Annotated in this window: 27 protein-coding genes; 3 read left to right on the forward strand and 24 right to left on the reverse strand. The window is 39.0% G+C overall.

The features are described 5' to 3' along the window. The first annotated feature begins 91 nt into the window (after window positions 1–91). The 3 genes from ACQ4MX_RS09545 to ACQ4MX_RS09555 all read left to right on the forward strand — a co-directional run bounded on the left by ACQ4MX_RS09545 (window position 92) and on the right by ACQ4MX_RS09555 (window position 2,511). A complete protein-coding gene (locus ACQ4MX_RS09545) occupies window positions 92–1,126 on the forward strand; it encodes an IS630 family transposase (RefSeq protein ID WP_431085585.1) in 1,035 nt (344 codons plus the stop codon). Then, window positions 1,101–2,027 carry a tryptophan--tRNA ligase gene (trpS, locus tag ACQ4MX_RS09550; RefSeq protein ID WP_431090306.1) on the forward strand — a complete coding sequence of 309 codons (927 nt, stop codon included), beginning with the start codon at window positions 1,101–1,103 and terminating at the stop codon, window positions 2,025–2,027. Before ACQ4MX_RS09545 ends, trpS begins: the two co-directional genes overlap by 26 nt. 196 nt (window positions 2,028–2,223) lie before the next feature. Then, on the forward strand, window positions 2,224–2,511 hold the full coding sequence (locus ACQ4MX_RS09555; RefSeq protein ID WP_431090307.1) for a hypothetical protein: 288 nt from the start codon (window positions 2,224–2,226) through the stop codon (window positions 2,509–2,511). Window positions 2,512–2,540: 29 nt separating this feature from the next. Here ACQ4MX_RS09555 and ACQ4MX_RS09560 read toward each other — a convergent pair whose 3' ends face one another. The 24 genes from ACQ4MX_RS09560 to ACQ4MX_RS09675 form a co-directional block, all read right to left on the reverse strand. After that, a complete protein-coding gene (locus ACQ4MX_RS09560; RefSeq protein WP_431090308.1) occupies window positions 2,541–4,163 on the reverse strand; it encodes a recombinase family protein in 1,623 nt (540 codons plus the stop codon). A gap of 90 nt (window positions 4,164–4,253) precedes the next feature. After that, on the reverse strand, window positions 4,254–4,379 hold the full coding sequence (locus ACQ4MX_RS09565; protein ID WP_431090309.1) for an SHOCT domain-containing protein: 126 nt from the start codon (window positions 4,377–4,379) through the stop codon (window positions 4,254–4,256). Between the two features lie 53 nt (window positions 4,380–4,432). Beyond that, window positions 4,433–5,296, reverse strand: a complete 864-nt coding sequence (locus tag ACQ4MX_RS09570) for an Ig-like domain-containing protein (protein ID WP_431090310.1) — start codon at window positions 5,294–5,296, stop codon at window positions 4,433–4,435. 100 nt (window positions 5,297–5,396) lie between these two features. Continuing rightward, window positions 5,397–5,585: a hypothetical protein gene (locus tag ACQ4MX_RS09575; RefSeq protein ID WP_431090311.1), complete on the reverse strand. Its 189-nt coding sequence runs from the start codon at window positions 5,583–5,585 to the stop codon at window positions 5,397–5,399. Beyond that, complete coding sequence (locus ACQ4MX_RS09580; RefSeq protein WP_431090312.1) at window positions 5,582–5,872, reverse strand: hypothetical protein; 291 nt, start codon at window positions 5,870–5,872, stop codon at window positions 5,582–5,584. Before ACQ4MX_RS09580 ends, ACQ4MX_RS09575 begins: the two co-directional genes overlap by 4 nt. Then, window positions 5,872–6,183, reverse strand: a complete 312-nt coding sequence (locus ACQ4MX_RS09585) for a phage head-tail connector protein (RefSeq protein ID WP_431090313.1) — start codon at window positions 6,181–6,183, stop codon at window positions 5,872–5,874. The genes ACQ4MX_RS09580 and ACQ4MX_RS09585 overlap by 1 nt, the downstream gene beginning before the upstream one ends. Continuing rightward, window positions 6,176–6,394, reverse strand: a complete 219-nt coding sequence (locus ACQ4MX_RS09590) for a hypothetical protein (protein ID WP_431090314.1) — start codon at window positions 6,392–6,394, stop codon at window positions 6,176–6,178. Before ACQ4MX_RS09590 ends, ACQ4MX_RS09585 begins: the two co-directional genes overlap by 8 nt. 98 nt (window positions 6,395–6,492) lie before the next feature. Next, window positions 6,493–7,323 (reverse strand): P22 coat protein - protein 5 domain protein, encoded by an 831-nt coding sequence (locus tag ACQ4MX_RS09595; protein ID WP_431090315.1) that lies wholly within the window; start codon window positions 7,321–7,323, stop codon window positions 6,493–6,495. A 29-nt stretch (window positions 7,324–7,352) separates the two neighbouring features. Then, the gene (locus ACQ4MX_RS09600) at window positions 7,353–7,970 is read right to left on the reverse strand and encodes a DUF4355 domain-containing protein (protein WP_431090316.1); all 618 of its coding nucleotides are present in this window, start codon (window positions 7,968–7,970) and stop codon (window positions 7,353–7,355) included. A 771-nt stretch (window positions 7,971–8,741) separates the two neighbouring features. Further along, window positions 8,742–9,647 carry a phage portal protein gene (locus ACQ4MX_RS09605; protein ID WP_431090317.1) on the reverse strand — a complete coding sequence of 302 codons (906 nt, stop codon included), beginning with the start codon at window positions 9,645–9,647 and terminating at the stop codon, window positions 8,742–8,744. 8 nt (window positions 9,648–9,655) lie between these two features. Beyond that, window positions 9,656–10,054: a phage portal protein gene (locus tag ACQ4MX_RS09610; protein WP_431090318.1), complete on the reverse strand. Its 399-nt coding sequence runs from the start codon at window positions 10,052–10,054 to the stop codon at window positions 9,656–9,658. A gap of 72 nt (window positions 10,055–10,126) precedes the next feature. After that, on the reverse strand, window positions 10,127–10,336 hold the full coding sequence (locus ACQ4MX_RS09615) for a hypothetical protein (protein ID WP_431090319.1): 210 nt from the start codon (window positions 10,334–10,336) through the stop codon (window positions 10,127–10,129). A 34-nt stretch (window positions 10,337–10,370) separates the two neighbouring features. Then, window positions 10,371–10,598 carry a hypothetical protein gene (locus tag ACQ4MX_RS09620; RefSeq protein ID WP_431090320.1) on the reverse strand — a complete coding sequence of 76 codons (228 nt, stop codon included), beginning with the start codon at window positions 10,596–10,598 and terminating at the stop codon, window positions 10,371–10,373. A 113-nt stretch (window positions 10,599–10,711) separates the two neighbouring features. Beyond that, a complete protein-coding gene (gene terL, locus ACQ4MX_RS09625) occupies window positions 10,712–12,262 on the reverse strand; it encodes a phage terminase large subunit (RefSeq protein WP_431090322.1) in 1,551 nt (516 codons plus the stop codon). Window positions 12,263–12,437: 175 nt separating this feature from the next. Beyond that, window positions 12,438–13,283, reverse strand: coding sequence for a tyrosine-type recombinase/integrase (locus ACQ4MX_RS09630; protein WP_431090323.1), 846 nt, complete (start codon window positions 13,281–13,283; stop codon window positions 12,438–12,440). 159 nt (window positions 13,284–13,442) lie between these two features. Further along, entirely contained in the window at window positions 13,443–14,186 is a 744-nt protein-coding gene (locus ACQ4MX_RS09635) for a transposase (protein ID WP_431090324.1), read from the reverse strand. A gap of 69 nt (window positions 14,187–14,255) precedes the next feature. Continuing rightward, window positions 14,256–14,417 (reverse strand): hypothetical protein, encoded by a 162-nt coding sequence (locus tag ACQ4MX_RS09640; protein ID WP_431090325.1) that lies wholly within the window; start codon window positions 14,415–14,417, stop codon window positions 14,256–14,258. A gap of 18 nt (window positions 14,418–14,435) precedes the next feature. After that, window positions 14,436–15,704, reverse strand: a complete 1,269-nt coding sequence (locus ACQ4MX_RS09645) for a site-specific DNA-methyltransferase (protein ID WP_431090326.1) — start codon at window positions 15,702–15,704, stop codon at window positions 14,436–14,438. 37 nt (window positions 15,705–15,741) lie between these two features. Next, a complete protein-coding gene (locus tag ACQ4MX_RS09650) occupies window positions 15,742–15,930 on the reverse strand; it encodes a hypothetical protein (protein ID WP_431090327.1) in 189 nt (62 codons plus the stop codon). A gap of 794 nt (window positions 15,931–16,724) precedes the next feature. After that, complete coding sequence (locus tag ACQ4MX_RS09655; RefSeq protein ID WP_431090328.1) at window positions 16,725–18,563, reverse strand: DNA primase family protein; 1,839 nt, start codon at window positions 18,561–18,563, stop codon at window positions 16,725–16,727. Between the two features lie 19 nt (window positions 18,564–18,582). Then, entirely contained in the window at window positions 18,583–18,780 is a 198-nt protein-coding gene (locus ACQ4MX_RS09660) for a DUF5659 domain-containing protein (RefSeq protein WP_179031563.1), read from the reverse strand. Between the two features lie 167 nt (window positions 18,781–18,947). Next, window positions 18,948–22,346, reverse strand: a complete 3,399-nt coding sequence (locus ACQ4MX_RS09665) for an RNA dependent RNA polymerase (protein WP_431090330.1) — start codon at window positions 22,344–22,346, stop codon at window positions 18,948–18,950. 374 nt (window positions 22,347–22,720) lie between these two features. Next, a complete protein-coding gene (locus tag ACQ4MX_RS09670) occupies window positions 22,721–23,677 on the reverse strand; it encodes a DUF4435 domain-containing protein (protein WP_431090331.1) in 957 nt (318 codons plus the stop codon). Continuing rightward, window positions 23,670–25,007, reverse strand: coding sequence for an AAA family ATPase (locus ACQ4MX_RS09675; protein ID WP_431090332.1), 1,338 nt, complete (start codon window positions 25,005–25,007; stop codon window positions 23,670–23,672). Before ACQ4MX_RS09675 ends, ACQ4MX_RS09670 begins: the two co-directional genes overlap by 8 nt. Window positions 25,008–25,042: the final 35 nt, after the last annotated feature.

Below are 25,042 nucleotides of genomic sequence, written 5' to 3' on the forward strand. Positions count from 1 at the left end.
TATATAAACCGCAATTAAGAAACCAACAGCATCACACCCATCGCCTAATCGGGTAATGAATAGAAAGATCAAACCCAAGGTGGCGATAAAAATGAAGAGCGAAGAAATCGAGCAACTGAATAAAGCCATGAAAGAAACAGCCGATAAACGACTTTACGAAAGATACCTGGCCGTTCGTCTTCGTCTGGAAGGACACACGTTTTCGGAGATCGGTGATCTACTCGGTCGCATGCGTCAAACCGTCAGTATCTATTGGCAGAGCTACCAAGAGCAGGGCCTTACCGGACTGGAAATAGGACACTCCCCTGGACAACCGCCTAAGCTTACGGAAGAGCAACGCATCCAATTAGCCGCTATGCTGGAGCAGCAACAGCCAGCCGATGTAGGCTTTGAAGCTCGCTATACCTGGACCCTACCGCTCGTAGCGGAATGGATCAAGCAAAAGTTTGGCGTTACGATGAGTGTGCGCGGAATCAGCGCCATGCTTAGACGCATGAACTTCAGCTTCACTAAAGCAACCTATACACTGGCCAAAGCTGATGAGGAGACCCAAGCGGTTTTCCGTAAGCACACCTTCGCCCAGCTTAAAAAGCAGGTGGAAGCCGAAGAAATCGATCATCTGCTGTTTGAAGACGAATCGATGATTCGTTCCTATCAGGCGCTGCAATATAACTGGTTTCCGCGCGGCAAGCAGCGTAAAGTACCAACGTATGGGAAGCATGAAGGAGCCAAGTTATTCGCCGCGATTAACTATGAAACCGGACAGGTGCATCACCGTGAAGAAGAAAAGGCCGATGTGGACGCTTTTATTCGCTTCCTCCAGGATCTTCTGTCGGCGTACCCTAATGGAACAATGGCTATCATTCTGGACAACAGCCGGATTCATCATGCCACCGGGTTACAACCTTTTCTGAAAGAACATCCGCGCCTTCATTTGGTCTTTCTACCGCCCTATAGTCCCAACCTGAATCCGGTCGAGGGACTATGGCTGTGGCTTAAATCCGACGTAGTCAATAACGTCTTTTTTGAAAAGTTCTACAAGATTAAGCTTCATGTCGGCCAGTTTATGAAGCGAATCAATAAGCGGCCGTTGGAAACGATTGATCGCCTGTTGGTCAGGTTATAATCTTAATTGCGGTTTATATATTTATTTTATCGCAGATTATCATGCATTAACGGCATTAAAAAATGGCCCTAAAATGAAGGAATACATATATAAATCAGCCGCTACTTGGTTGGCTTTAGGTTTAGATCCGGAACAAGTTATCTTTTATAAACAATCTGATATTCCTGAAATCTTCGAACTTTCTTGGATTTTATCATGTCATACTTCTAAAGGGCTATTGAATAGAGCACATGCTTATAAATCCATAAGAGATAAAAATATTGAAGCGGGTATAGATCCAGATACTGATATAAATATGGGATTATATACATACCCGATTTTAATGACGGCTGATATTCTTTTATTCCATTCAAATGTAATCCCTGTAGGTAAAGACCAAATTCAGCATGTCGAAATAGCTAGAGATATTGCTCAAAGCTTCAACAGTTTGTATGGTGAAACTTTTACCATACCCGAATATCAAATAGCTGATCAGTCGTCAGTATTAATTGGTGTTGATGGAAGAAAGATGAGTAAAAGCTATAATAATACTTTACCTATTTTTTCGGATAGTAAGACCCTTAAAAATATAATATTTAAAATAAAAACAAATTCCTTGCCTCCTGAAGCTCCTAAAGATCCTGACGATTCAATTTTATTTTCTCTGTATAAGGAATTTTCCGATGAATCTCAAGTTCATAAAATGCGTGAAAGATTTTACAAAGGAATTGCCTGGGGAGACGTAAAAAAAGAACTGTTAGCGACAATAGAGGACTATTTTAGAGATTCACGGAATAAATACTTTGAATATTTAAACGATGCAGCATATCTTGACTCAATTCTTAAAGCAGGAGCTCAAAAAGCAAGAGAAATTGCTTCTAAGTCACTTAAAGACATCAAAAACAAAATCGGCACTGTTTAAAACTAATGAAACATAACGCTCTCTTACTGTTTTCAATTTTCATCCATATTTATTTATCACAGTCAAACTACTAAGTAAAAAAGTATTAACTATTCTAAGTTCCCATATTAAACGGTATAGGATGAATTTATTCTTGCCATCCCTCCCCATCAGAGTTGACATACACACACTCAATCAACGGGAGGGGAAGCACACAATGTCAAATTGGCCAGAATGGTTTCAAGAAGCATTACGCCAACGATTTTATCAATTAGAGCTCGCCAGTGAACAACAGGCTTCATGTTCATCAGAGGACAAAATTCTGTTCACTCAAGTTGAGCAATTCAAAATGAATCAAAACGGGGATATTCAGCAACTACTATCCGAATGGGAAGAAGCCATAGGCTATCAGCTAAGTCAGGACAAGCAATCCATCTATATGGAAGGAGTAAAAGACGGTATTCGTTTGATTCTTCCCGTCATACAACCCACAAATATTTGTTAGCCCATTGATCGCATTAGCCTATGATTTCGTTAGTCCAGTATTTCGTCTATGCTCATTCCACTTTTCAAGCTAAAAATAAAATGCGCTGGTGAGAGAATCGTGATCTTCTCCACCAACGCATTAAATAGGTTATCATCAAATTGTTCCAGTATATCTTGCCGTGAGCTTAGGATTTGTATGATTTCATCGACACGTTCCTTGATTTTCTCCTTCTGATCGTCTTCCTCCTCTAATATCAGCATCTGTTGCCGTAGCTCGTTGAGCTCACTGGAAAGTCTGTTCGTTTCTTCATTATATACAATCTCATCAATCTGATTCCGCAGCTTGAGATTCACTAATTCCTTCAAGTCGGATTTCAATTGTTGCATCTGCCCTTCAATATCCAATAGCGGTTCTTGCTCTACTTTGCTCGATAGTATCGATTCAATATTGCCTTTCAGCGTTTTAATCAACCTTTTCTTGTTCTCATACATCCGGTTGAACAATCGTACAAACGCGGAATGTAAAACTTGTTCATCGACTGATTTGGCAGCACAGGCTGCTTTCCCTTCATTGACATACGTTTTGCATTGCCATACAACCTTCTTGGATGGGTTATTGCTGTTCCAGGTTCGGCGTTTAAAAATGGCTCCACAGCATCCACAATATACTTTACTGCTCAGTGCATATTTACTGGAGTATCTTTTACTCTCCCCCATGACATTACCTTTTAGCTTGGCACGGCGTGCCTTCTCTTTTTGCACCGCTTCAAATAGTTCCTTGGATACAATCGGTTCATGGTTGTTCTCAATTAAATATTGCTGCTCCTGTCCTTTATTCCTTATTCGTTTATGGGTTAGAAAACCTACCGTTACCGTCTTTTGCTGAAGCAAAGCTCCGTAATATTTCTCATTGGTCAGAATTAAGGTAATGGAGGAATCCCACCAAGTATCGCCACCCGTGACTGTTTTAATGTGGTCTCGCATCAATCCTCTAGCTATCGCCTGATAGCTTTTGCCATCCAAATACTCCTCATATATTCTGCGTACAATCTCTGCTTCTGGCTCGTTAATCACCAATTCACCATGTTCATCCTTATCGTAACCGAGGAAGCGAGTGGTGTTGCAGAAGACTTTGCCGTTTTGGAAGCCACGCAGTATTCCCCATCGGCTGTTTTCCGAAATGTTTCGACTCTCGTCTTGGGCTAGAGAACTCAGGATGGTCAGCAATACTTCACCTGTTGTATCCAGCGTATTAATGTTCTCTCGTTCAAAAAATACTGCAACTCCGAGACTCTTGAGTTCCCGTACATATTTCAATAAATCCAGTGTATTCCTAGCGAATCTCGAAATCGACTTGACCAGTATAAGATCCAGTTTACCGTTTCGGGCATCCTGTATCATGCGATTAAAGTGCGTTCTATTTTTAGTGCTGGTTCCGGTGATGCCTTCATCTGCGTAAATATCAGCCATTTCCCATTCCAAGTTGTTTTGAATGTATTGTGTATAATGGTTTACCTGATTGGTATAGCTCTCCTTTTGCTCCTCGGAATCTGTACTGACTCGGCAATAGGCAGCGACTTTCTTCTTTTGAATTGATTGAATTCCTTCTACGATGTCCATCGTTTTAATGGGAACGACGACGATTTTTTTTGCGGTTGCGGCTTGTGCCATAAGTGTTTCTCCCTTCGATATCTTCTTTATACGGTCACATGGTATAATGCTTGCGGTGCATGATCAAGTCCATTTCTGCCCATGTGATAGCTACTTGAAAGACTTTTTATTCAGCTCATCAATCGCTATGAACTCTTCTTCTGTAATTACATTTTGTGATCTCAATTGATTCAATAGGCTTAGACTCAGTAGATAATCAATAGATTTTCGTTGCATATGTATGTGCTCCTTTGAAATAAAAATGGCTCACCTCTAGGGCAAACCAAAGCTTAGAATAAATTTTTAAGGCCAATGTTCTTTTCTGCGGTAATGCTAGGATTGCTTACTAAGGTAGCTGTCAACACAAGGACTTTGTTGTTCGCCCCGCTACTGCTTCCTGCTTTTATGGTTACACTATTTCCTGTACTCGCTGTCACGCTCCCCATGATAGGAGTTGAATGATCCTGATTTTGTAGACTCCACTCTACAGACTGGTCAAACACTTCCATTCCATGATCATAGATATGGCTGACGTATGAGGCGCTTTGGCCTGTTTTTAGAACTGAATTGCCGATAATGGTTATCGCATAGAAATGTGTTCCTGTTTCGACAACTCTCATTTCAATGGTACTTAGTACTGTTGGGTAATACGTTAATTTTGCGGTGATGCTTGCTTGTCCCAAAGCGATACCCATCACCTGGCCTTGCTGATCTACACTAACCACACTTGGATCACTAGATATATAGGTAATCGCCGGATTAGCCAATCCATTCCCATTATCCGTAGCGGTCACATTCAACGGTATTGTTTCGTTTAGAGGTACATGGGCTATTGTTCCCTGATGAATATGTAATGCGTAGGTATGAGCAATCTCGTACTTCCATCTGTCTGCAATGTTATTTTCCACGTCATCATAAGCTGTATTCATACTATCCAATGTGCAGCTTAACTGGATGATGCCATTCATCGTGCAATCAATTCCAGTCACTTTAAACGGCTGATGAGTCATATAAAATCGTTGGCTTAATGTAATGCCCCTCGTATCTACGTTTTCCTGTAGATTGACCAGAATGTTTCCTTCCGGTATTGAAATAACTTTACCTGTTTCCGTTGAAAACGTTCTGGCTTCCACCACAGCATCAAACCATTTCACCTGTCCACTCCAGTTTAAAGCCAACCGTTGATTACATTTTCGCATCCTGCCTCGACACGACTTTTCATTTTGATCCACCTGACTGGTAATTAAATAACGCTCATAGCGATAATCTACGATATTTCCTGTATGTAAAGGTGTCGCTGCCCGAATAATTTTTTTCATCAGTTATTTGAATGATATCTGTCGCATCTCGGATCAGAGCAAGCTGCTTTACACTATTGATATGCACAAGATCTCCCTTCTCTCGCAGAAAGAAATCCATCATCGGCTCTAGGCTCCTTGTCACTCCTCTACCTCCAATCCAAAGTCTGGCTTGCAGCGATACAGATACAACTCCATATAATCGCTCCATTCTTTCATGTCCAAAATAATAAAAATATCCTTGCTAATTCGAACATAGCCGTTTAATTGCAATAAGGATTCCAGTGGACAGAAAGCTCGATATGTCGTCTCTAGTATATAACCATCTTCAAATGAAAAACTTTTGCGATAAGGTTGTACATCTGCCATCATCGACAGAACAGGTGTGAAATTGGCATTATCCAAAATTTCCAGCTTCGTATCGTAGAACATTAATTTGTCCCGACCTTGATTTTAGGTAGAGGAAGAGCCAGTCGAATACTTTCAGGAATGCCTGTTTCATAGGTGGCTGAGCGTTCACCTTCTTGCTTATGTGTTAAGCCAACCGAATCCCTATTTTTATAGAGATACACCGCATAATCGACCATAACATCATCATATTCCACTGGTAGTGTTGAAACATTACAATAGCCATAAATGTTACTCCTCGCTTTATTCAAATAATGGATCAGGATATCATCCTTAGATATGTCTGTTGGTTCCATGCCTAATAACCGTTTAAGTAAAATCAATGAATCACTCATGTGCTGGTTCCTGTTCCTCCTTTACCTGTTCCTTCTCGGTACGCTTCATGCTCTTGGTAACTTGTACTTTCGTTTGGGCTGCTTCTTGCTTAGTCTCATCTGGTTGCGGTTCCTCTACTTGCTCATAATGCCCACTAGCCTGTAACCGCAGCATTAACTCCTGATCTGTGACTTCCCATGTGCAGCCTGTTTCCTGATTCAAAAACCACATCTTATCACCCTCCAAAATTAAAAATAAGGGCATCCAAAACGGATACCCCGAACGTGTTTCTTCTATTATAATGTGTTTTCATATGATCCCACTTTTAATTAAGACTTATTGGCTGTAAGTACAGCGAGAGCTTCAGGCTTGATACATTTGGCTCCAAACACCTGTAACCCTTTCACCGCATCTGAAAATTGTTTTTCTGGTCTGAAGGCTTCCACCGAATCCACTTGCCCAGCAAACGAAATCGCACTTTTATGACCTGCAATAATTTTATACTTGGCTCCTCCTGTATTTGGCACATTGTTGGATTTGTAAACGGTCATCCCATCGATATCTCCGACATAGCCTGTACGGATGATATTTGGGTCTTTGGTGAAACGAGCATCTTTCAGCAGCAAGCCATAGTACCATGCAGGAACTACCACAAAACGTTCCGTTTCAGGTACATTGTTCTCATCCATCATCACGCCAAGATCAATTAGCAAATCATAGGCTGTATCTTTGGTTGGAACAATAGGCGTTGTATCATTGCCCATCGTATTCTCAGCTTTAACCTCCGTATAAAATCCAGCAAGATACTGATCCACTACATTGGCCAGTCCATAAGAGGCTTCTACGATTCCACCATCGAGTAAATTTACATTCGCTTGAGCAGCATCGACATCATCCACCTGAAAATTGAAATACTTCGCCTGATCGATCACCAACGTTTTTTGCGTAGCGTCCAGTTCCTGTGGATTACTGATTCCTGCCACTTTATCATAGTTGCCAATCGTTACTGCCCCAATGGAATTAATTTTCACGGTGGAACCCTGACCTTTAATCTCACCTTCATAATCAGTGTTGACCACGTTCCCATATACCAAATTCTTTTTCAGACTTTCATTTAAACGTGCGCTCCAAATCGTAGGAATAAAATTTTGTACTGTCATATTCTAATCACCCTGTCCTTTTCTATTGATTATTGTTTGTTTTGTAATGCTTGTTTGACTTGATCCCAATGCTGATTAATCTCGTTTGGCGACATGCCTTTAATCGCTTCTAATGTAAATGTGCTATTCGTTGAACTAGTTGGAGGGGTATAGCCTTCCCCTTTAAGTCGTTGCTCAACTTGCTGTTGAATTGCCAATTGTAACGATTGTTCCAACATAGCCAAATTCGCTGTTGTCACTTCTTCATCTGCACCAATAAAAAAATCCACTAACGGAAGTGGAAGTTTCTTTTTGGATGCAATTTTGATCGCTTGGCTGGTTAACCGTTCACGCTGCTTCTCTAGCTTCATATTCTCCACTTCGGCTCGTAGCTTCTCGACTTCAATTTCTCTCTCATCCTTAGCCGGGAATCGCTTCTTGATCTCAACATCTACTGCACTTTCCAAATGATTGGCTTTCCACGTTTCCAGTGATTTAGCGGATCGTTTGTCCACTGTGCTATCGAACCAACTTTTTGCTTGCTGATTAGATTGAATGAATCGCTCTATCCCCTCTACGCTATACGGATTTAAATCCTGAAGATATGTCCGCCATTCCTCATTGGTTTGGTTTTCTTCAATCAACTGCTTCATTTGTTCTAAATTCATTTTCGTTAATCTCCTTTATCGCCCATTCGACTCTGTAGAACCGAACACGCTTATGTATGTATGGAGCCTTTTAATGTCATGCTCAGGACAGGATTTGTTACGCATTAGAAATCACAAAAACGAGGAAAAGGTACAAACATGCCAACTCCCCACTTTTGGGTATTTTTCAACCTTTGTTTATGCGGATTTTGGATAGCCTAAAGCGTAACACTGAGTCTGTATAGGTTCGAGCTTTCGAACACGCATATATATGTTGAATTCGTTTAACGTCATATCTGATACAAAGATGTTACTCATTAGAAACCACAAAAATGAGAAATAGGTACAAACATACTCCCTCACCATTTATGGTTGTTTTTCACCCTTAGTTTATATGGCTTTTGAATAGCCTAAAGCGTAACATCGAGCCTGCTTTTTCTCATCTGGCGCATCCGTAACTTCGACTTTTCGTTCGCATTCTTCTCTCTGCATTTCTCACAATATTTCTGTCGATTCGAATTTGCTGAAAATGTAGCCCTACATTTCGGACAGTTTACCCTCGGTTGCGCTGTTTCAAATTCAGATTCTACATTCCGCTCAGACTTATATTCTTGTTCTAACTTTTCATCTATGGGTAAAACCCCATTTTCAAAATATGTACATCGAGGCAGAGAATTATCTTGAGCGAAAAATATACAGGAACTATCCTGTAAGCAGCAATAGTTTGTAATACCATGCTTCGCTCCGAGATAACACGCACAATTATTCTTCACCAGCCGCTTGATCCTATTTTTATTCTGCATCCGATTTCTCCTCAGCCGTATCTACTAATCGTTGCTGCTCCGTATGAAATTTATTGAATTCCAGCTTCGGATTCTCCACAAATGGTAATAGTGTCAGCAACGTTTCCTGAGATACGACTTGCTGCAATTTAACAATCACATCAGCCATCCCCACCAAATCTGTCGGCAAGTTACGAGTAAACTTCACCGCGATATCACGGTAATCATATTGCACACCTTCTTTAATGTGCAGGAACGTGAAGAAATTCCGTAACCGCTGTTTGATCGCCTTTTCCATTAAGGCTTCACGCATTGCCACTCGATTCTCCAGATTAAGCAGCTTGTTTCTCAGCGCTAAGGAAGATGTATTGCTAGCCCAATTTTCATTGAAGTTAACCTGATCCATCATATCGAAGATTTTGCGTTCAATATTGTCTAGCTCGTTTTTCACAAAAGAGTCATTAATCTCCTTTGTAAGCCAGCTTACCTTTCCTCCAGCCGGAACTTGAATAATGCCCATCTTCTTCATATTTAATAAATCTTCAGCTTCCAATTTCGCGTTTTCAATCACGAGATAGGCGTTGCGATGATCTGCGATTTCATTGACCAAATCAGAGTTCAAAGCGTTATAGGCATCAAATAAAGAAATCACATCATGGAGGCCACTTTTCCTCTCCGTATTGGCTGGACAGGAGATAAGCGGTACTCTTCCAAAGATGTGATTATGTTTGCCGATATATTTTAATTCAGGTGCTTGGTTTTGCTTACTCTGATTAGGTTTACTATCGCTGCCGATTGTATAGTGTAGAATCTCATGGTCTGTATACACGTCCAAATACACTTGCTTATCGAATCGACGGGTAAATTTATGTAAGCCAAGTAATACATTTCGTTCTGCTGTTCCGTCCTCTAACACAAACGCATTCAAAGGAGATAATACTGTGGCTGAGAACTGACCATCCGATCCGAATCAATATAGTTCAATTCGAAGCTCTCACCGAAGATTTCGGATTGTTTCCGAAGCTGTAAATTATGCTCCTTATCCCAATGGTTCATATGCACATCGATATTATGTATGGCTTCATCCTGATCTGACTTGGACACATAGTTTACTGGCTTACCGAGCAGATAGCCCACTTCATTATCTACGAACTTACGTGGAAAATTGAAAATGAGCTTTTGATTGCTTCTGCTTTCTTGCATGGCATAGTTCTTGAGAATGGCATGTTGGCCATTGTAGTAATCTGCATATTTCTGTTTGGCTAATGCAGCCGATTGGAGCTCATTTAGACACTCTAATATGATTTGTTCGGTAATTTGCAAATATATACTTCCTCTCGATTAAACATAAAAATAGTCCCCACAAATAGTGAGGACTCCTAATAGTCTATATATTTAAAGCATATTAAAGTACTGAAAAGATTCTTTAATTGATTCCTGTTTTCCTAATGGACAAGGATGTACTCTCTGATCTACTGAATTCCGATTGGGTGACACTTTAGGATTAAGACCGCATATTTCTTTCATATGCGCGATCCAACACGTTTTTGGAACATAACCATGCTTTTGTTTAACATATTCCTGAATTTGCTTATATGTAGCCATCACAGTATCCCCCTTAATAATTGTGAACAGATAATCACAAAGAGTATTCAGTTTTAATTATATCTAACAGTTGTTTGGCTGTTTGCTCATCTAATTGGATGCTCTGGCTCACTACGTTGGTATGTACTCGTTCCTTTGATCCATAGGTATTGATCTGAATGTATTTTTTTCCATCTTGAATTAAAACGTTATAGGTTGACTCTGCCTCTGTTTGTAATCTTGAATTTCTTGTTATCTTACTTAAATTTCTGATTAATGCCATGTTATTCCCTCCAGACAAATAAATATATGGAGAGTATATCATAGTATCTTGTAACCAGCACTCAGCAAATTCCCCTACTACTGTCATCATTAATCAAATATGAAATATTGCACTCAAAATAACAAACTGCGATCATAAAATTTCAGACTCTTGACCGACTGAATCAATTGGACAGCCCCATACAAACTATCTGGCGCGTCATCATATGTACAATTTCGATTGTAGTCCTTCACCTGATGGTTGTATCTGAGGTTATCTGCATTGAACAGAATATGCCCCTTCTTCACTTCCGGCTCCAAGCTAATAATACGTTCATGCTTCTGCCCCTTGGAATGAACACTTTCTACGGGTGTATGTATCTTCGCCTTCCATAACTCTTCTTCAAATTTCTGCTTCATATAGCTTTGTGCCTGATTGACTTCAAATCCCAGCTTATCTACAGGATAAAGCTTTAATTTTTCAATAGCCACGTGGAATAAATCATCTGGCAGCAGTTTATAAATATTTCCATCCACCACATACATCTGCTTTGTCTTTCGGTGCTGACCAATAATTGAAATAGCCGAATAGTCATTTTTCTTCCCGGCTTTAATCGCTGGATCAATGTACATAGCCATTTCCATATCCTCAAATTCAGGCAACCTGTCCCAATACAGGAGATTCTGAAATATGTATTCGTCTGTTGAACGTGGATCGTTTTGTAGCTCTTTATAGAAGCTTTTTTCACCCATGGCTTGCTTCTTGCACATCAAATAATAATAGTCTAAATACTCGCTCCACAGGATTTCCGTACCCTCCAGCATTTCCTCCTCATTCGCCATAAAAAAAGACAAGGCCGTATTGATCCTGTCCTCATCCTGCAAGTTATTATATTGTCGCTCCCACTCTGACCATAAATCATCTCGTTCTGAAAACCGAAGCACGGCTGCTTTACGGACACTTCTCACACCTGGTATCTTCCCTTTGAGCAGATCAGCCATGATATCTTCTTCGTTGAGAATCGTTCCACAGATAAGTATATTGGTGTCCCTTGTTCCGATAGGCAGAATGACATCCGTAAATGTATTTTTAATCTGTTCTCGTTTTGCTTCGGATCGTGCGGTATCTTCCTTGAGCAAATCATCCATTAGAACCAAGGTAGGACGTTGATGCTTATAGTGAATTCCTCTCAAGCTACCGTCAATCCCACGAATCATAATGCAGGAGTCCAGTCCACCTTTACTCTTGAGCCATATTTCATTGTTGTTCCAGCGGCTCCCTTTACGAATCCCAAAATCCTCAATCAGCATCTGATTGGTTTCCAGCTCATCTTTGATCATATCGAGGAACGGCAATGCAATTTGCTCTGTGGCAGAAATAATCAGTGTAAACTGTGATTTATCATATAAAGTTGCATACAGCGGAAATAAAAAAGAACTGATTGTTGACTTTCCATGCTCCCTTGGGAGGCCGAAAGCCGTAATCAGTCCAGTATGGGCAAGCATATGTCTTAATTCCGTGAATAGCTCTTTGTGAAACATGCCAAATGCTCGATCAAAGTATTTAGGAAAATAGGCTAAAGCGAAAAACTCGATGTCCATCTCACCGATTAGCTTTCTTAGTTCGGAGAAAGAGAATGTTTCGATCAATTGTTTCATTTTCGGTGGTTTAAAATGCTTCTCCATATACTGCTTAAGTAGCTCAGCTTGGCGTTGCTCTTCTTGCTCTATCGTTTCAATGGTACTAGCTCCTTTCTCAAATTCACTATAAAATCATCACAAAAATTTCTGCACCCTTTGCTGGCAGCTCCGTTTATCTACATAGAAGTACCCCTCCCTCCACGACAAAAAGAGTGGCTTCTCACCACTCGATATTTGCCAAAGCTTCAACCATATCCTGCTGTGTTGTTAGTGTATAGATATTGGTTGTCGCTACGTGGTCATGTCCAAGGATTTGCTGAATGGTCGTCAATGGAGTCGTTTTGACCAGCTTATAGCCAAGCGTATGTCTCAGCATATGGGGTGTGACCTTTACGTTGACCCGATCCCCGTATTTGTTCAAAATCAGGTTGACCGCATTTCGTTCCAAAGCTCCACGCTGGCCAATACATAGATATTCTGATTCCACTTGTGGTCTGATTTCAAGATATCGGGTAATGGCTTTTCGCACATCCTTATTCAATGGTATGGTACGAAAGGAATTCCCTTTACCGAATACCTTCAACAATCCTTTGCGTTCACTTATTTCAATATCCTTCAGCTTGATGCCAACTAATTCGCTTACCCGTATCCCTGTTCCCAGCAACAATTCAATCATACAGATATGCATCCGATTGCCCATACGGTGAATTTCATTCCGCAGCTTCCACAAATCCTTTTCCGCTAACCCTTTGTATTCGCGAACAACCTTGTTTCTGACCGCTTCGATATGTGTTTCTTCCTTAATATATCCTTGTTGGTGCATCCACTGAGCAAATACGTTGACGCTGGCGATTTTACGATTGATGGTCAGTATTGCTTGATTGGTGCTTTGCAGATATTTCTTGTATTCTACCCCATCCAGTTCAATCCACTGACCCAGTCCATATTCCGTTTTCCTTTGATACCAGGCTATGAACTGTAATACGTCCCTAATATAGCAGGAAACCGTATTTTCACTCCGATCCTTGCTCCGTAAATGTGCTTCAAACCCTTGAATATAGTCCATATTCGTCCCCACCCTTCGCTTGTGTGTCACATCATACCGTTGATGTGGGGCAAAGTCCACTCCATACATAACTTATCTTATGCACTGAATCTGGGCAATTTACAGGCTAATTCAGGGCTGAAACTGGCGTTTATCTATACAAATACTGACGACATAACGTTATGGCTGCGAATCATCCGGCTCTATGTATCCATCCTCCATCTCAACCGATTCCTCAATAGCTTCATAATCGGCATCCACTACATCGGCTTCGATCATATCCAGAAATAGCTGCTTACGTTCTTGTTCCAATGCCTTCGTGTTCACCACCAACTCACGTCGATCATTCCATTCATTTGGTGCACGGTTCTTTAAGTAGAAAATCATCGCTGTCGGATTGGGAGGCTGATACCTTTTTACTTTCTCGATACGTGTCTTCTTTTTTCCATTTTTGTCCTCTTCAACTATTGTTTTAATTTCCTCATACGAAAAACCAGTAGCAGCTTTCAAAAGTGAATTTTCCACGTGCGATATAGGGACAGATTTGCTCCATTTGACTAGTTCAGCCAGCATCGGATGTTTATCAATATACTCGTACCAAGTCGTTTTACCTATATCGAGTTTCTTGATGATGTCCTCTGCATTCACGCCTTCTTCGAACCATGCCTGGATTTCCGCAAGTCTAGGATATACATGTGTTTCCCACTTGGTTGGACGTTCCAATGCTTCCGCAAATTTAGGATGCTTCCTGCGATAATCGCCTAATGTCCAAATGTGAATATTTAGTCGTTTCGCAATTTCCTCATCTGTTGCTCCTTCACGTACCCAAACAGGAATATCCTTCAGTCTTGGCACAACAAATTGATCATACTTGGTTAGTATCTTTGGCTTGTTTCTTTTTGGATTGTTATTGGTTTTGCTCATCTTAACTCACCTCCATCAACGAAAAAAGGGAACAGCCAACGATCAGCCATTCCCCATATGTATTCTAGCTTACCCTTCCAACTCAGCCTCGTAAAACAACTCGATATCCTCAATTACCTTTTGAATCAACTCGTTGTCCTCTTGTGCTTCCTCAGCCCCTAGCACATTTACCTTTTCGGCTTGCATGCCCTTCAGGAATCGGATCACCATATTCATTTTTGCCTTACCCAATTGAATCACCCTTTCGGTTTAGTCAGCACATGATACCTCTGACCTGGCCGACTCAGCAACTACTTCTTGATGACTATATTGCTTACCTTCCCGAATCAAATATACATTGCTATCGCTACCAATGTGGGTAATATATCGCTTCACAATCACATCTACATATTTGGGATCAAGCTCACTGGTATAGCAAATCCGATCTGTTTCCTCACAAGCAATCAACGTTGAACCTGAACCACCAAAAGGATCAAATACGATGTCACCAAGCTTACTAGAATTTTTAATCGGATAGCTAATCAAAGGAATCGGCTTCATGGTGGGATGATATTCATTGCGGAAAGGACGATCAAATTGCCATAATGTCGTTTGCTTCCGATCACTGTTCCAGTAGTGTCCACTTGTCGGCTTCCAACCGTATAATACAGGTTCGTGCATCCAGTGGTAATCTTGTCTCCCCATTACCATTGCTTGCTTTGCCCATATGCAGCATTGTGCCAGTTTGAATCCAGCTTCAATAAATGCCCTTCTAAAATTCAAACCTTCACTATCTGCGTGGAACACATAAATACTTGCCCCGTCATCTGCTACTTCAAACATTCGAGTGTAAGCTGCCAATAGGAAATCATAAAACTGGTGATTGTCCATTTTATCGTTCTCTATTTTCAATGCATCCTTGGTTTTACCTGTATAATCCACATTATAAGGTGGATCAGTTACAATAAGCTGAGCCTTCTTACCATTCATCAATGTTGCGATATCCTGCGGATTAGTCGAGTCACCGCATATGAGCCTATGCTTCCCAAGTAGCCAAATGTCACCTTTACGAGTGATCGGATGTTCAGGTAATGCTTCTTCTACATTAAAATCATCCTCATCATCGGCTGTATCTTCATGTAATGTATCCAGCAACTTCTCCGCTTCAGACCAATCAAAGCCTGTTAACTCAATATTATATTCTGCTTCTTTTAACTCATCTAATAATGTAGCCAGTGCGTCAAAGTCCCATTCCCCTGTAATTTTGTTGAGCGCTATGTTCAGAGCTTTCTCTTTCGACTTATTCACATCCACTATGACACAATCGACTTCATCGTATCCGAGTGCCTTCAACACTTTGGCACGTTGGTGGCCTCCTACAATGGTATAATCACTATTACAAATAATCGGTTCACAATAGCCGAATTCGATAACACTATTCCTGATCTTTTCAAACTCCGGATCACCCGCTTTTAAATCCTTCCTTGGATTATATTCGGCATGTACCAGTTGATCGATCTTCAATTTCATCCACTTCATTTATAAAACTCTCTCCTTTATTTCTACAACTTTCTCATTATTTCTGACGTTTTTTATGTACGGAATTAACATTTCTACGTTTACGAATTTGATTTCCAATCCACTTGATCCCCCTTTCTACCTTCATTTTTAAAAAGGCTGCAATCCACATCCAGGTGAAAAACACACCAACTACAGTAATAAATCGTAATATTTCTATAATTATTGCTTGTAAAATTAATAGCATTCTTGTTGCTCCTCTCCAAATGAAAAAGAAACCCTTGCTCATAGCCAGAGTTCCCGTGTAATCTAATTTGTAATTGTAAATTTGCTCATTGTGTCACGTGACACATCTCAAACTTTATAAGCTCGACTTTTTCAATTTTAAAATTTTGCAAATACCAGCCTATATTTAGCAAGATAAAATTCAATATGAAATACGAAAATTTTAAAGCGATATACAGCCAATTAATAATATGACTTTGAATTGTCCATGAATCCTGCTGAATCTATGTATGATCTATACGTGGGATAGGGGAAACTCAAAACCGCGATAAAACCACTTCGCTATGCTTCGTAAACGGTAGTATCGCCTGCCGCCGTTTCCCCTCCCACACCCAACCCCTTTGCGGCTTATTAAGTTTACATTCGCAACTCCAATCATCCTTTACTATAAAATTCATGACTGGACTTATATATTCAATCCCATCATATACAAACATGTTTCCTATTCTCCATCAGCTTGTTTCCAATTTTATAACGCCAGATTCCTATCTTTGCTCTAATTTCTCCACTATAATAGCTGATTTTTAAAAGCTGTTTCCATGTTTCCAGTTTTGAGCACTCCTGATCACATATACACTCCTCACTAGCGCATAGTATTCGATCAAATATTATTTATATGTATTTCTCTCAAGAGTTAAAAAAACAGGAAACATGGAAACAAACTCATGATTCTCTATGTAAACAAACTATTTTTCTGTTTCCAATTGTATTTAAAACAGAAAACGAACAGGAAACGGATGCTCCAAACAGGAAACATTATATTTTGATGCCAAACCAGCACGGAACTGAATTGCCACTTGTTGTTCTGGCTTTCCTCTGATACACTTTATCCTTAAGTTTTTCTTTGATATGCTTATTAAATTTAGTCGTCGTTTCAGGTTTAAATCCACCTTGTTTACACCATGCAGCATACTTCGCATATAACCTTTTACATTCGATTCGGCTTTCATGTTGTTTTGAAGCTTCACTTTCGATTTGACATTCTTCATCTATGAACAGCATAATGACATCCGATTCCATTTGATACGTTTTAACTTGATCCTTAATCGTTTGTGAATATGAAAATCCACCTTGTTGTTCAAGTCGTCTTAAACCTTCAAGCGCATAATTCAATAATGTCGATAAAGCGGATGGTGTCGTCAGTTTATGAATTAGTTTCGTATCCTTTTGTTGATCTATAAATTTACGAGTAAAAGGAAACACCATCAGCCTTCTAAAAAATCCATCACTGTTATCACTACTTTTCGGCAACTCATTGGCGCTGAACAACAATTTACAAAACGGCTCAAAGTTAAAGGGATCTTTCCCCTTTTTCTCGGCATTTAACCCTTCACCACTGGCAAGTACCTTGAGGTTCCCCGTAGAGTTCAATGCATCCGCAGGGATATCTGTAAAGCAATTCAGCACTTTTCCATAAAGTTCAGCAATTTTAAACCTTGATCTGTCTCCTTCTAAATCTTGAATTTTAACTTTGGATATATTCGCTTTGCCTGTCATCGCTTCAATCGTTTTAATCAATACCGATTTCCCGTTGCTTCCCGTACCTGTGAATAAAAATATCTTCTCATACTCCAAGGTGGGAATCAGGAAATAGCCAATCATTTCAAATAAAGTTGCATGCGTATCCTGTTCAAGCACAGATTCGATAAACTGAAGCATGACAGGGTCATTGGCCGTAGGATCATACAGGACAGGAAATTGAATAGTGCTCCGTCTATCAGGCGTATGCTCCCTTAACTCTCCCGTTTTCCAATTCAACAAACCGTTTTTCACATTAATATAGTCGTCCAACAGATTCATTTGGGTTCCTGCAATATAACTTTGGGCCTCTATGTAATAACGTGCTTCCTTAATCCGACTATGGCGAAATTCATTATCCAGCAGGGTAACGGATAATTGCTCCAGGTGACGCTCACCATCATTGGCATATACGCCCTGATCATATCGATACAAAAACGTACCATCAAAAAAACATTTCATATGCTGATCTAAAATATCTTTAGCATACCAAACTGGTTGAAATTTCTTATGCGTTCCGTGAATCTCAAAATATTTCATATAATTTGGCTCAATTGATTTGGGGGAATTCTCTCCTGCTGACTCATCATCGTGTTTGAACACATCTGGAATATCCACATAAGATGTAAGCATAGTATTGCTTTGACTCCGGTAATACTCTTCCTCATGAGCTAACCAATCTATGTATTGTTGGGCAATCCACTCTTGATACTCAGGATCATTCGCTTTCCGTTCTTCCTCTGCAATCCGTTGTTCAAGTTCCCAATTCTCAAAAAACGCGATCTCCTTCTTGAAATACGCTCGTTCCGAATCGGTCATATATTTTTCGTCCGTATATGTCCACCACGTTTTGCCACCATTATACGAAAACTCCAACTCATAGGGAGAATATTCAAACTGTATCCGATACTGCTTATCCACATCTTCCTTGGTAATCGGCTTCCACATACCATCTATCCAAGCTTCTACTTGTTTGCTATTGCTATTTTTCCGTACATCTATCTGTTTTCCATTAATGGTAAATTGATCTGTATAATACATGTGTTTATCATCGCGCTTCTCTAAAGCTATTGTCATATTGTTATGATCCCCCTTATTAATAGATGTTATCGACAACCTGTTTAAATTCGTTATATTGTTCCATGGCCTTCCTCAATGGAGGTGAATCCTTGAATATAAATACTTTCCGATTGGAATCCTTTAAATCTACTTTTTCATCCATTTTATGAAACCGATTAAACATCAACCATCCTGCCATCCGAGACTGGGTAATGACAATTGTATGGCTATCCATATCTGACCTCCTCATATATTAATGATTGGAATGAGAAAGGTAAATCTCTTCCACATCCCTCTCTACCGGCTGACAAGCCGCATAGTTATGCTTGAAGCACCTTTTAACAGGTGTCACCCAAGCGCCCGTGTTAACAGGCGCCAGATCATGACACACTATGATTTAATTTATTCAATATGGACTATAGCCTTAAAGCTTGATTTTGTGACTTTCTCAATAGATAAAAATTCAATTGCTGTACCATCAAAATCAAAGAAGGATAACCCCTCATCTCGGTGAATGACCTGATCCCTCGGAATGATACATTTCCTTTCCCCATGCTCATCTACAATATGCACATAGCAATGCTCGACCACCTGAATCTGTAATTTTTTGCCCAATACCTGGTCAGCTACCGACTGCGATTCTTCCTCCGACTTTTTCAATGTGCTGAAGCCGAGCGAATAATTCCTCAATGTTCGTCTTGTACTTTTTCCATCCAGCAAAGAAGGCGTATGACTGGTTTGTACTACGCTTTCCCGCTCAGCTTCATATCCAATAAAGAATTGTCCCATGATCTCAAATAACGAATAAACACCGTCCGGCACATGGAATGGAAACTCCAGATCATCTATTGTAGCGATGCCAACTTGAACGGTAAGCTTCCCACCTTCTACATTACGATTGGTGAGTCGGTTCACCTTTCGTACTTCCTTTTTCAATACATTTTCATGCTGCTTTAGATTTTCCAGTAATCCATCTACAAACAGCCATGCAAAGGAGTATGTTCTGTAGGTTTGATATGCGATCTCAACAGCAGCACTGGCAAGTACCGAAGGATAAGGACAGATCTCTTCGCACTGAGTTTTGTATTCCTCTCGTAACCTAGCGTATTCCGCACTGATTGCTTTTCGGGTATCATTATCCCGTTCCCATTTTTTCAGTTCATTCAATTGCATCAAGCGAAAATCGATTGGTTTTTTCTGCTCGTTGTATTCTTTATACAGCGGTTCAATACGAGCTATATAGTTTAGAAACTTCGGCTGGCTAACCTTCCTCATATCCTGTAACAGTTGTCTCGTACTTTCGATGCTGAAAATAGACTGATCCAATTTACCGTCTTTCATCTGGAACTTGTCATCTATGTACTTCTCTGCCTTAACACAAAATTGATTAAACGGCGATTTCTTCGAGTGCTGATAATCATCCGCTTTGCCACCATTCACAAAACGAAAGAAATACGGCATTTGGATAGCCAGACGATCCAGCACATATGGAATCTCTACTTCCAATCCATTTTTGGTCGCATCAATGATTTGACCTTGGAGGAATTTTAAAACTGAGTTTTCCAAAACGCGCGCTTGAAGGCTTCCTTCCTCCAAAGCCACATTCTGAAAATACGTATTCACATTCGTACATCTACCCGTTAGATTATGTAGGCTTTTCAGTTCCATTTTGACGATACTGTCCATATTATTCGGTACAGGAGCAGCTACTTTTTTATCATCCTCATTGATGATGGTAGGAGCATCAATCACGGCTGAGAGTATGGTGGGATCATTGGAACAGAGAGCCGTATCTCCGTCCACATCTCCGAGTCCAAGTCTTGCCAGTGTTAAATCACAACAGTTCAGAACAATTACGTTGTCCAGATGTTGAATATATTGGTTATGTACTTGTACAAAATCTAGCTTGCCAACTTCATTAAATATCGTTAACGGTGAACGGAATAGCGCATGCATTCCACGTTTCCGATTCATAAAAGCCTGGTTCTTCTTTAACACACCTGTAACTGGTTTTCCGCTAGCATGCTCCATAAACGCAATCGGATCATTGGTTAGATAAAAGTAGCTACCTCGAATCGGAATACGACCTTTCAACATATCCTGTACTTTCAGCATGGCTTGCTTCACGATGAATTTGCGGACATTACCGTCATAAAGCATGAGTTCATTCAAGTCAATGGCTTGGATAATTTCATTGATAAATTGTTTCTTCTGACTCCGTTCTATTTCATCGTCAGGTTCATCGGGTTCTTCATCTACATCTTTCGGTTCATCGTCTTCTTGGACTAGCATATGTAGGAACGCTTTCGTGTACGCAATATCTCGAAGCCACTTTCCATGGACGTCATCCTTTTGTCCATGTAGTACACGTTTGATGACATCCATTAGAGGCGTAGCTAATTGGAATAAATCGTTTAGTGTGAGATTCAGCGCATGAATATATTGGTATGTCAGTGGTGTGTAGGCGTTCATCTGGTACGCTGGTTTCGCATAGTTCGCTACCCAAAAGTGATTATGATTATGTACTTTCAGTAATGCTTCATATTCCGCTATATTTTCAAACAAACATTTAGGCTTAGCTTCTCCCTCGCTGTATTGATGCCATGCTTTGAAGCAGGATTTGGTGAGGATAAGATCAATAGGACGACCCTGTTTGTCGATGATGGGTTGTGATTCACCAAAAACATCCTTTATCTCTGTCACGTTGTTTTCCTTAAACCATTTCAACAGATCGAAACGGATAAAGTTACCTTTGATATATGGTAGTCTTCCCTGAACTGCATTAGGTGAATAGGATAGGTTCAGATGTTGTCCAATACACTCTGCAAACTGGAAGCTCATTAAACCTTGACCATCGAAAAACTGTACTTTCTTATTTTCATACTGTGGATACTCCACTCGCTTAAATCCTATGGACTCTTCATTGATGGCTATAATTGGAATTTCTTCTGTTTGCTCGATGAAATAGCAAGGATATAATTTGTCATTATACATAACTGAACGAGCAGGAAAAGGAATTGCTTCTAGCTTCACACGACGATTCTGTTTATTCCATCCATTGAAAGTTTTATATTCATTTTGATCAGGAACAGATTTTGTGCGGTCATTCCACGAGATTGTTTTATTCGGTATACGTTCTAACTTATGTAATTGTTCCTTGGTTGGTTTCAAATCTTTTTTCGCTTTGAAATATTCACGTTGCTTCGTCTTTTCATCGAATATCAACTTCTGTTGCTCCAAATCTTCAGCACACTTTTCCACTTTCCATACATCCTCAATGATCGTATCTTTTTCATAATCGGGAATGACGACAATACGAGGGATATAAGGCACTCGCTGTGCTGCCGAAGGACTCACGCCCAATGCTGCTTCCCATTTGTGGATGTTAGTGAGTGGTGGCATTTTGCCGAGTGTAATGTGTCGATATAGATCAGCAACATATTTTTCCTGGATAAATTCTGTTCGTTGTGTACGTCCCATCGCAGGTGACTTGATCGAACGGACATATTTCCTTCCATTATAGTAGATTCCCTCTCGTAACATACGTTCAAACAGTGCAAGTTGGGCTGGATCATCTTCATCAATTTGGTCAGCTTTGAGCATAAAGATGACTTCGGTAACATCGGTGGAAGGATCACGTTCTGCTACGACTCGTTTGAGTTGATCGAGATAGATGCTGTTCGATACAGTGATAGTGCGAGTGCTGGATTGTGGTGCACAAAGTTGGTCGCCAACATGGGTGATCTCGTTAAAGTGGAACAGTTTAATTGGGTATTGATTTCGTTTTGGATTACTGGACAAATTTTAGCCTCCTGTTTGTTGGTTTGGATGATATGGTTGTGAACGTTCCATCCTGATGGATTTTGTATCTACACTAAATAGAAACAAACGTTCGTGTTTATTATACAGAATATATGTTCGCATTACAAGGATTAAGTTTGAGGAATTGTTTATATAGGGGCATTCAAAAGGCAATAGGAATAAATTATTTCTATAATATTTCCTGAAGCTAATTACCTATATTTCACCGCCGCTATGACAGGTGAATCGAGGAGGCGAAAAGACCCAGCGTCTGCCGCTGAGTCTTAAAAATTTTATTGAAAATTTTGTATTTCCACTTCAAGTGAGCTATCGCCACGTTCACAAAAGAAAACTGTAATTGGAATTGGGATGGCTTATACGCTCAATTCAATAAAATTTCCTTTCCACATTTTTTTTACATAGTCTATTAAACAATTAGGTGTTTCAGCATATTGTGATATTTGAGAAATAAGATTTGTGTTTGACACCTGAAAGTCAATTTTCCTTTTTTTAGAAAAAATACTAGAATTTTTTCTGTTAAGTTCATTTACTAATTTTTTAAGGAACTCTTTGAGAAACACTAATTCATATTTTCCTCTATAAGTTTTTTGTGCATCTAAGTGACTAATATCTTTTATCTTTTTAGCTAGCTGAGTTTCTGGTATTTTCTGAGCATCTGGGAACAATGATTCTATTTTAGCGATAGAATATAATTTAGTAACATTGTCTAATTTAATATCAAAAAAACTGTTCATTATCACATTTTCTTTATCATTAAGATTTAGCCTTGTTGTTAAACCTGAACTACTTAAGTCCCTTTGGCATGCTATCCATGCATTTAATTCAGTGATGGCTACATGAAAACTAGATTGAGCCTTTATAAAAAATTCAACACAAGTGTTATAATCCTGTACATCCTGTACTTCATCGACTTTCAATTCATCAATTAAAATAGTTTTAATTACATCCAATGTAGTATATAAATTCTCAATTGAATAGCATGGTGTTTCATAAATATTCTCGTTTTCTAAAATTGAATCAAAATCCCTATCTACGAATGCGAATATTTTGGCTTCCTTATAGTCGTCTATCTCCCGAATTAGCCCATGAGTATCAATAACGCCTTTTTTACCTCCACAAACAACAAATTCAGGTTCTATTCCTTCACACAATGACTTAACTCTAACTCGATAATACTTTGAATCTATACCTTCTACCAAACAAATTGGAGAATAAATAGATTTTTTATATTTTAACATAAATCTATGATAACCAACCGGCTCTTCACTTAATTTATTTAACATATCTAACGCTCTATTAATTCTACTCATTCCCATTTAACTCCTCAATAAATAAGTCAATACTACGTGCAAAACCTTTGAGTTCATTGTTGAAAATAAAAGGAGAGTGAGTAACAGCAAGTAAAAATTTGCATTTTCCACTATTAACTATATCAACCAACAATTTTTCCTGCCATTCGATTGATAGTGATAGCTCAGGTTCATCAAATAGTAATATAAAATCATCATCTACCGACAAAAACAGTTTAGAAAATATAGCTACTATTTGTTTTTCTCCTGATGATAAATCACTTAAATTAACTTCTTTCATATTCTTTTTATTATAAACTTCCAAAGTGAGGACACTTTCATCATATTCAAAAAATTTATTTACTAAATAACTATTGCATACGCTCACAAATGTCTTAATAGCTTGATCTTGTTTTCTTTGTTGCTGATTATATACTCTTATCAAATCAGATAACAAATGAATTAATGGTTTGTATAATTCCCCCTCAAAAATTTCTTTTGATTCAATTAGGTTCCTAATTTTTTGCTTATCATCTTTTGATAAGTTATGATCATCTATTCTCGACAAAATAATATCAATTGTTTTAATATCCTGAATGCTATTCTTTACGTCTTTTGTAATTTTGGATTGAGAAGTGGCATCAACTAAATTTGTTATCATTTTCCCAGTAACTTGAGTATAGCCATTCAACGAAGATGACTTAATATCCTCCAGAATTTTCTTAAATATCCCTTTTACATCCTCCATGCCAAACTGCAGAATATTACGATTTTCCTTAATTAAATTTTTCTCTCTTATGCTATTAACAGACCTAATCTTATATAAATCCTCTTCTATCCTCCTATATGTAGGAAAATACAGTATTTTCCCATCTAAATAAGGTTCCATTTTCTCTTGATAATTTCTAATTATCGAATCATATTTCTCAATCTTTTCATCATCAAAATAAAAATCCCCATTTTTTTCATAAACGTCATAATCACTATCAATTATTTTTTTATAACTCTCGCCATCATAATCATTAATAACGATCTCCATCTTCACTGAATCTTCTTCATTATATCGATAGTGTTTTAATACTTTTTTACGGGGATAAATATCTTTTCTATTAATATTAATACTGTTCCCATCATCAAATTTAATATGAATATTATCGAATTTAATTCTCCATAATTTTTTGAATTCACAAGATAAAGTATAATAAATAATATTTAATATTGTTGTTTTCCCTAAGCCATTCTCGCCTACTAACACCATAACATTTTCATTAAATTTTATCGTAACATTTCTATCCCCAAATAAGTTATATATACTAAACTCTTTAATTCTACTATTAGAAATGTTTTCCATGTCATCACCCTTAGATTTGAATTTATCACATATTA

The sequence above is a fragment of the Paenibacillus sp. 8b26 genome (genome assembly GCF_050626875.1).
GTDB lineage: Bacteria > Bacillota > Bacilli > Paenibacillales > Paenibacillaceae > Paenibacillus.

Coding starts and splice junctions, on each gene's coding strand:
- ACQ4MX_RS09545 (WP_431085585.1), top strand. CDS start 92: ATGAAGAGCGAAGAAATCGAGCAACTGAATAAAGCCATGAAAGAAACA.
- ACQ4MX_RS09555 (WP_431090307.1), top strand. CDS start 2,224: ATGTCAAATTGGCCAGAATGGTTTCAAGAAGCATTACGCCAACGATTT.
- ACQ4MX_RS09560 (WP_431090308.1), bottom strand. CDS start 4,163: ATGGCACAAGCCGCAACCGCAAAAAAAATCGTCGTCGTTCCCATTAAA.
- ACQ4MX_RS09565 (WP_431090309.1), bottom strand. CDS start 4,379: ATGCAACGAAAATCTATTGATTATCTACTGAGTCTAAGCCTATTGAAT.
- ACQ4MX_RS09580 (WP_431090312.1), bottom strand. CDS start 5,872: ATGTTCTACGATACGAAGCTGGAAATTTTGGATAATGCCAATTTCACA.
- ACQ4MX_RS09585 (WP_431090313.1), bottom strand. CDS start 6,183: ATGAGTGATTCATTGATTTTACTTAAACGGTTATTAGGCATGGAACCA.
- ACQ4MX_RS09590 (WP_431090314.1), bottom strand. CDS start 6,394: ATGTGGTTTTTGAATCAGGAAACAGGCTGCACATGGGAAGTCACAGAT.
- ACQ4MX_RS09595 (WP_431090315.1), bottom strand. CDS start 7,323: ATGACAGTACAAAATTTTATTCCTACGATTTGGAGCGCACGTTTAAAT.
- ACQ4MX_RS09600 (WP_431090316.1), bottom strand. CDS start 7,970: ATGAATTTAGAACAAATGAAGCAGTTGATTGAAGAAAACCAAACCAAT.
- ACQ4MX_RS09615 (WP_431090319.1), bottom strand. CDS start 10,336: ATGGCTACATATAAGCAAATTCAGGAATATGTTAAACAAAAGCATGGT.
- ACQ4MX_RS09620 (WP_431090320.1), bottom strand. CDS start 10,598: ATGGCATTAATCAGAAATTTAAGTAAGATAACAAGAAATTCAAGATTA.
- terL (WP_431090322.1), bottom strand. CDS start 12,262: ATGGAGAAGCATTTTAAACCACCGAAAATGAAACAATTGATCGAAACA.
- ACQ4MX_RS09630 (WP_431090323.1), bottom strand. CDS start 13,283: ATGGACTATATTCAAGGGTTTGAAGCACATTTACGGAGCAAGGATCGG.
- ACQ4MX_RS09635 (WP_431090324.1), bottom strand. CDS start 14,186: ATGAGCAAAACCAATAACAATCCAAAAAGAAACAAGCCAAAGATACTA.
- ACQ4MX_RS09645 (WP_431090326.1), bottom strand. CDS start 15,704: ATGAAGTGGATGAAATTGAAGATCGATCAACTGGTACATGCCGAATAT.
- ACQ4MX_RS09650 (WP_431090327.1), bottom strand. CDS start 15,930: ATGCTATTAATTTTACAAGCAATAATTATAGAAATATTACGATTTATT.
- ACQ4MX_RS09655 (WP_431090328.1), bottom strand. CDS start 18,563: ATGACAATAGCTTTAGAGAAGCGCGATGATAAACACATGTATTATACA.
- ACQ4MX_RS09660 (WP_179031563.1), bottom strand. CDS start 18,780: ATGGATAGCCATACAATTGTCATTACCCAGTCTCGGATGGCAGGATGG.
- ACQ4MX_RS09670 (WP_431090331.1), bottom strand. CDS start 23,677: ATGAGTAGAATTAATAGAGCGTTAGATATGTTAAATAAATTAAGTGAA.
- ACQ4MX_RS09675 (WP_431090332.1), bottom strand. CDS start 25,007: ATGGAAAACATTTCTAATAGTAGAATTAAAGAGTTTAGTATATATAAC.